6 protein-coding genes are annotated in these 7,264 nt (G+C 66.0%); 5 read left to right on the forward strand and 1 reads right to left on the reverse strand.

What is annotated here, in order from left to right:
* From sepF to ileS, 5 genes are all read left to right on the forward strand, one after another.
* The coding region (gene sepF / locus KDB67_RS20505; protein WP_291020026.1) for a cell division protein SepF at window positions 1–596 on the forward strand (596 nt) is incomplete at its 5' end.
* A 95-nt stretch (window positions 597–691) separates the two neighbouring features.
* Window positions 692–1,012, forward strand: coding sequence for a YggT family protein (locus tag KDB67_RS20510; protein WP_291020029.1), 321 nt, complete (start codon window positions 692–694; stop codon window positions 1,010–1,012).
* Between the two features lie 366 nt (window positions 1,013–1,378).
* A complete protein-coding gene (locus KDB67_RS20515; protein ID WP_291020032.1) occupies window positions 1,379–2,167 on the forward strand; it encodes a DivIVA domain-containing protein in 789 nt (262 codons plus the stop codon).
* Window positions 2,168–2,194: 27 nt separating this feature from the next.
* A complete protein-coding gene (locus tag KDB67_RS20520) occupies window positions 2,195–3,226 on the forward strand; it encodes a hypothetical protein (RefSeq protein ID WP_291020034.1) in 1,032 nt (343 codons plus the stop codon).
* 365 nt (window positions 3,227–3,591) lie between these two features.
* The gene (ileS, locus tag KDB67_RS20525; RefSeq protein WP_291020037.1) at window positions 3,592–6,786 is read left to right on the forward strand and encodes an isoleucine--tRNA ligase; all 3,195 of its coding nucleotides are present in this window, start codon (window positions 3,592–3,594) and stop codon (window positions 6,784–6,786) included.
* Window positions 6,787–6,936: 150 nt separating this feature from the next.
* Here the strand turns inward: ileS and KDB67_RS20530 are convergent.
* The coding region (locus KDB67_RS20530) for a TetR-like C-terminal domain-containing protein (RefSeq protein ID WP_291020040.1) at window positions 6,937–7,264 on the reverse strand (328 nt) is incomplete at its 5' end.

Below are 7,264 nucleotides of genomic sequence, written 5' to 3' on the forward strand. Positions count from 1 at the left end.
CCGACTATCGGGACGCCGACTACAGGGATGCCGAGTACCGGGATACCGAGTACCGCAGCGCCGGATTCGCCGACAGCCCGCGTGAGTCCGACTACAGCTACGACGAAGGCCGTCGTTACGACGACCGCAACTACGAGAAGGCCGAACACGCCTATACGGGAGGACGGCCCATCAACGAGCACACCGAGCGCCCGCGGCAACCCGCGCGACTCGAACCACTCCAGCGCAGCACCGCCGCCCCGCTGCGGGCCGCGAACACCCGGCCAGGGTCGGGCGGCGACCAACAGGAACTCGGCCGCATCTTCGCCGACGGACCGCTGCACAAGATCACGACGCTGCGCCCGGCCGACTACAGCGAGGCCCGCATCATCGGTGAACGCTACCGTGACGGCAGCCCGGTCATCATGGACCTGGTCAACATGAGCAACGACGATGCCAAGCGACTCGTCGACTTCGCGGCAGGTCTTGCCTTCGCGCTGCGCGGTTCCTTCGACAAAGTCGCGACCAAGGTGTTCCTGCTCTCACCCGCCGACGTCGACGTCACCCCCGAAGACCGCCGCAAGATCGCCGAGACCGGGTTCTACAACAACAAGTAGGTCTGCCGGCAGCCGAACCCCGCAAAATAGGCCCCAACTCCGCAAAATGGGCACCGCATTGGTGCCTTCGAAAACCGATCAGGCAACCTGGTGATGTGACGACCTTCCTTCTGGTTCTCTACTACATCCTGTTCGTGTACTGGCTGCTGCTCCTGGCTCGGCTCGTCGTGGAGCTGGTGCGCTCCTTCGCTCGCGAGTGGCGGCCCACCGGTATCGCGGTGGTGATCATCGAAGCGGTCTTCACCGCCACCGATCCGCCGATCAAACTTCTGCGGCGACTGATCCCACCGATCCCGCTCGGCCCTGTGCGTCTGGACCTCTCGCTCATGATCGTGATGATCGTGGTGATCGTCGCGATGCGAATCGCGCAGGGCGCCGCGAACTCCTCGGGGGCGGCACTCGCGCTCGCGCTCTGAAGGGTGGTCGGGCGCCCGGCCGTGGCGTGAGCAAACAAACCACCCGCGGAGAAACTGGGAATTGAACGCCACAGATGTCATGATTGAATCACCGTTGTATTGCGAGACTGCATCGATCCCGTGTGACAGATGGGGTGAATGTGGTAGCGCGGAACCACAGTGACAAATTTTGACTGGTATGAATCACTAGTAGTGTCAAACTGTAGCGGTGGTGTGTGTCGGAGGTGTAGCCCAACAGGGTTAGCTCCTGCGGGTCGCCCACCCCGTGGCCCGGACTCCGATAGCCTGGACCACTAGAATATCGAGATACCTACGACCGAACTCGAGACCAGAAGCGGCCTCGAGATGAGAATGAGGGGAACCGACATGCGGCTGACACCAGCTGATGTGCACAACGTCGCGTTCAGTAAACCGCCGATCGGTAAGCGCGGCTACAACGAGGACGAGGTCGATCAGTTCCTCGATTTCGTCGAGACCGAACTGGCCCGGCTGATCGAGGAGAACTCCGACCTCAAACAGCGGGTCGAGGAGCTCGAGGCCGACCTCGCCAACGGCGGTGCGTCCACCGACCGGTCGGGTGGCGACGCGACGACCACGCTGCTCAAGGTGGCTGCCCCCGCACCCGTCGCAGAGGTTCCCGCAGTCGGCGACCAGGACGCAAGCCTGCGTGCGGCCAAGGTTCTCGCGCTTGCCCAGGACACCGCGGATCGTGTTGCCGGCAGTGCGCGCGCCGAGGCCGACTCGTTGCTCGGGGACGCGCGTTCGCGTTCCGACGCCATGGTCAACGAGGCGCAGACCAAAGCCGATGCGCTCCTCGGCGACGCGCGTCAGCGCTCTGAGGCGATCCTCGCCGACTCGCAGACCCGGTCCGAGACCCAGGTTCGCCAGGCACAGGAGCGAGCCGATGCCCTCCAGGCCGACGCCGAGCGCAAGCATTCGGAGATCATGGGCACGATCAACCAGCAGCGCACTGTTCTCGAAGGCCGTATCGAGCAGCTCAAGACGTTCGAACGCGAATACCGCACGCGCCTCAAGACCTATCTCGAATCTCAGCTCGAAGAGCTGCAGCAGCGGGGCAGTGCCGCTCCGGTGGAAAGCGGTTACCCGGCCGAGCAGCAGAACGCGGGTGGATACCCCGCCGGCTACACGGGCTGACCGGGAAGACGGGGTAAGGCATACATCGTGCTCGCATTGGCACTGGGCGCCACACTTGTCGCATTCGTCCTGCTGGTTCTGGGACTTGTCACCGGCACGGTCTGGCTCGCCATCAGTTGCATCGTCGTGTGCTTGGCGGGTCTGGGCTTCCTGATGGCAGACGTGGTCGGATCCGCGCGTCGTGCGCCGGCTCGTAGCGTCGAGCAGATGGTCGGGGGAGCTTCCTCGGCCGGGCGGCGTGCAGGGGCCACGACCCCTCTCGCCGACGACAGCAGATCCGGCGACGAGGCGATCAATACCGGCGGCACCACGGTCCGTCAGCCGTCCGGCGTCCAGCGTGGTGCGGCGCGATCGGGCGCCATGCCCGCATTGCCGACCGGGGCACAGGCCCTGCCGACTGCGGCACCCGCCTGGAATGACGCGGTCGCCTCGGGTCCCCGGGCGTTTGTCGGCGTCGAAGAGCCGGCCGCGCGCGAATCCGGGGTACCGGCGTCGGGGCCGGGGAATGCCTCTACACAGCGACTCGGAGCGCCCACGGCCGGACCTTCCGTCGGGGCGACCGGTCAGACCGCGATTCCCTCGGGTATGGGGCCGGCCAAGCAGCTGGAGGTCGCGAATTACTCACAGCCCGCGGCCACACCCGTTCCGCCGGTGAGTCGCCCGGCCGGTGGCTATGACGACTACCTCAGGTCGGTCGGTGGTTTGCCGGAGACCCCTCCGCAGCGACCTGCGCCGCCGCAGCGGCCCGCACCAGGAGATACAGGCACACAGCGTCCGCAGCCGGGCCGCTCCGAACCGTGGACCGGTCAGTTGCCGTCGGGTCGCGCACCACAGCAGCCTCGTCAGCAGTACAAGCCGCCCACCGGGCCGCAGGCGCAGTTCGGTGCGGTCGCAGGACCGAGTGCCGACTCCCAGGAGACCCCGCGGCCCTGGACCCCGTCCGTTCTGCCCGCCCGGCCGGGACAGACCGCCGCCGGAGCATCCGGTACGACGCCGCCGGTCACCGGCCGTCGCCGCAAGATCGACCCGCTCGATCCCGAATGGCGTCCGGGTACCTGATCGGGGCCGGAGAACAACCGAACCACCAGAAAACCGATTGTGTGGCGTTGCGTAGGCAGCGCTACACTGTCGTTTGCGCATGCACCATTGTGTGCAGGTGCGTCGCATTGATCCGGCCATCACCGGGGAGCACCTGGAAGAACGGGACCGATGACATCGGTTCTCACTAGACCCAGGCGGGCAGCGGCCCGTCACAGCCGCAGGAGTGTGCGTCCACCCCGGATGCGCACACCGTAGAGAGGCGTCGCACCAGCGGCGCAAGCGGGGTGGTACCGCGCCGCGGTGTCGAAGACGACACCGATGCGTCCCCGTGCGAGCACTTTCGAGAAGTTCAGCACTTCGAGAGTTCAGCACGAGGAGACACCGTGACCGAATCCCCTGAACCGGGTACCACCGGGCGCACCTACCCGCTCGTCGATCTCACCGGCGGCACCGGCCGCACGGCCCCGAGCTTTCCCGACGTGGAGAAGCTCGTCCTCGACTACTGGCAGGCCGACAGCACTTTCCAGGCATCCGTCGACAACCGCGCCGACGCCGACGAATTCGTGTTCTACGACGGACCTCCCTTCGCCAACGGACTGCCACACTATGGGCACCTGCTCACCGGATACGTCAAGGACGTCGTGCCGCGCTACCAGACCTTGCGCGGCAAGAAGGTGGAGCGCCGGTTCGGCTGGGACACCCACGGCCTACCCGCCGAACTCGAAGCCGAACGTCAGCTCGGCATCACCGACAAGTCCGAGATCGAGACGATGGGCGTGGAGAAGTTCAACGACTTCTGCCGCGATTCGGTGCTGCGCTACACCGGTGAATGGCGCAACTATGTGACGCGTCAGGCCCGTTGGGTCGACTTCGACAACGACTACAAGACACTTGATCTGGACTTCATGGAGTCGGTGATGTGGGCGTTCAAACGCCTGCACGACAAGGGTCTGATCTACCAGGGCTACCGGGTGCTGCCGTACTCCTGGTACGAGCAGACTCCGCTGAGCAACCAGGAGTCCAAGCTCGATGATGCCTATCGGATGCGGCAGGACCCGGCGCTCACCGTGCGCATGCCGATCGTCGACCCCGGAAACCCGCTCGACGGTGTCAACGTCGTCATCTGGACCACCACTCCGTGGACCTTGCCGTCCAACCTCGCGGTCGCCGTCCACCCCGACGTCGAGTACGTCCACGTGAAAGCCGATGACGGGCAAGAGTATCTGCTCGCCGAGGCCCGACTCGGCGTGTACGCCAAGGAATTCGGCGACCCCGTTACCGTCGCGTCCTATCGGGGCCGCGATCTACAAAACCTTTCGTACACACCGCCGTTCGACTTCTTCGCCGGGCACCCCAACGCGCATCGGGTGCTCCTGGCCGACTACGTCACCACCGACAGCGGCACCGGTATCGTGCACCTGGCGCCGGCCTTCGGTGAAGAGGACATGGACGTGGCCGGCGCCAACGGCATCGAGGTGGTGCAGCCGCTCGATCAGGGCGGAAAGTTCACCGCGCAGGTGCCGCCGTACGAGGGCCTGATGGTCTTCGACGCCAACCCGGTGATCATCAAGGACCTCAAGGCTGCGGGCAAAGTGTTGCGCCACGAGACCATCGAGCACTCCTACCCGCACTCGTGGCGGTCGGGTCAGCCGCTGATCTACATGGCGGTGCCGTCGTGGTTCGTGGCGGTGACCCCGATCAAGCAGCGCATGCTGGAGCTGAATCAGGAGATCACGTGGTCGCCGTCGCATATCCGCGACGGCCAGTTCGGCAAGTGGCTCGAGGGTGCCCGCGACTGGAACATCAGCCGCAACCGGTACTGGGGTGCGCCCATCCCGGTGTGGGTCTCGGACGACCCGGAGTTCCCGCGCGTCGACGTCTACGGCAGCCTCGACGAACTCGAAGGCGACTTCGGGGTGCGTCCGACCAACCTGCACCGCCCGTACATCGATGAGCTCACCCGGCCCAATCCCGATGACCCGTCGGGCAATTCGACGATGCGCCGGGTTCCGGAGGTGCTCGACTGCTGGTTCGAGTCGGGGTCGATGCCGTACGCACAGGTGCACTACCCCTTCCAGAACAAGGGCTGGTTCGACGGTGACACGTCGTCGGGGGAGGTACCGCACAATCCGGGCGACTTCATCGTCGAATACAACGGGCAGACCCGTGGCTGGTTCTACAATCTGCACGTGCTGGCCACCGCGCTGTTCGACAGGCCCGCGTTCAAGAGCGTCATCGCCCACGGCATCGTTCTGGGTGACGACGGTCAGAAGATGTCCAAGTCCAAGCGCAACTATCCGGACGTCAACGAGGTCTTCGACCGCGATGGCTCCGACGCGATGCGCTGGTTCCTGATGGCATCGCCGGTGCTGCGCGGCGGCAACCTCGTCGTCACCGAACGCGGTATCCGGGAGGGCGTGCGGCAGGCGTTGCTGCCGCTGTGGAACGCCTACAGCTTCCTCCAGCTGTACGCCGACCGCCCGGCAACCTGGCGCACCGACTCCGAACATGTTCTCGACCGGTACATCCTGGCCAAGCTGGCCGCCACCCGGGATGCGATGACCGAGGCTCTCGACGTGTACGACATCGCCGGTGCGTGCGAGTCGTTCCGCGAGTTCGTCGAGTCGCTCACCAACTGGTACGTCCGGCGTTCGCGCTCGCGCTTCTGGGCCGGTCAGGATACCGACGCCGACGCCTTCGACACGTTGTACACGGTGCTGGAGGTGGCGTGCCGGCTCGCGTCGCCGCTGCTGCCACTGGCCACCGAGGCCATCTGGCGGGGCCTGACGGGGGAGCGGTCGGTGCATCTGACCGACTGGCCGGAGGCCGGCGACCTGCCCGCCGACGCCGAGTTGGTGGCTGCGATGGACGAGGTGCAGGCGGTGTGCTCGACGGCGTCGAGTGTGCGCAAGGCCAACAAGCTGCGCGTGCGGCTGCCGCTGCCCGGGCTGACCGTGGCCTCGCCGACGGCCGAACGCCTTCGTCCGTTCACTGACCTCATCGCCGACGAGATGAACGTCAAGTCTGTGACTCTGGCGACCGACGCGGACAGATTCGGCCGTTACGAGCTGACCGTCAATGCCCGCGCCGCGGGCCCGCGTCTGGGCAAGCAGGTGCAGCAGGTGATCAAGGCGGTCAAGGCCGGAAACTGGTCGGTGCGCACCGAATCCGACGGTACCGAGGTGGTCTCCGCCGACGGTGTCGACCTCGCCGACGGCGAATACTCGCGCAAACTCGTTGCGGTCGAACCGGATTCGACGGCCGAGCTGCCGGGCGGTGCGGGGCTGGTGGTGCTCGACACCGCGGTTACCGAGGAACTGGAGGCCGAGGGCTGGGCCAAAGACCGGGTCCGCGAACTCCAGGACGCCCGCCGCTCATTGGATCTCGACGTCTCCGACCGTATCGAGGTCCGCCTGGTGGTACCCGCCGAACGCATCGACTGGGCCCGGCGCCACGCCGCCCTGATCGCCGGTGAGGTCCTCGCCGTCACCTTCGACGTGGTGCCCGCCGAATCCGGTTCCGGCGCCATCGAACTCGGTGACGGCGTCACCGCCGACATCACCAAGTCCGGCTCCTGACAGGTTGCCGCCGCGGGGGGTCCATCCCGCGGCGGCAACACTCCTCACCCCGAAACGGACATGCACCCCTCCCTGATCCCCGAGTCCAATTCACGAAGGACAGGGGGACACGTCTTGATCCCTGAGGCCGAAGCGACGAAGGAGCGAGGGTCACGAAGGGTCCGGCGACCTTTCGCCACCTGACGCAACCACTCCAAAACCCTTGGTCCCCAAAAGAATCCGAGACATCGCCAGCCGAACCTGCGCCTCGAACAACATCTCCGGATACCGGAATGTCCCGGTCCCGTACTGCCCGAACACCTCCAGGCTGACCGCCCCGATCAGCGCGGCCCAAAGCATCGACCCCGCGGTGATCACCGGATCGGGCAACGCAAGCCCGAACTCGTCACGAATCGCCGACAGGTCCGCCGAGATCGCCGCAGCGCAATCCGGCAGGTCATCGCGCACCAATCCACGTGCATGCGCGTCTGCGAGTTCA

The sequence above is a fragment of the Gordonia sp. (in: high G+C Gram-positive bacteria) genome (assembly GCF_020438995.1).
Lineage (GTDB): Bacteria > Actinomycetota > Actinomycetes > Mycobacteriales > Mycobacteriaceae > Gordonia.

Coding starts and splice junctions, on each gene's coding strand:
- KDB67_RS20515 (WP_291020032.1), top strand. CDS start 1,379: ATGCGGCTGACACCAGCTGATGTGCACAACGTCGCGTTCAGTAAACCG.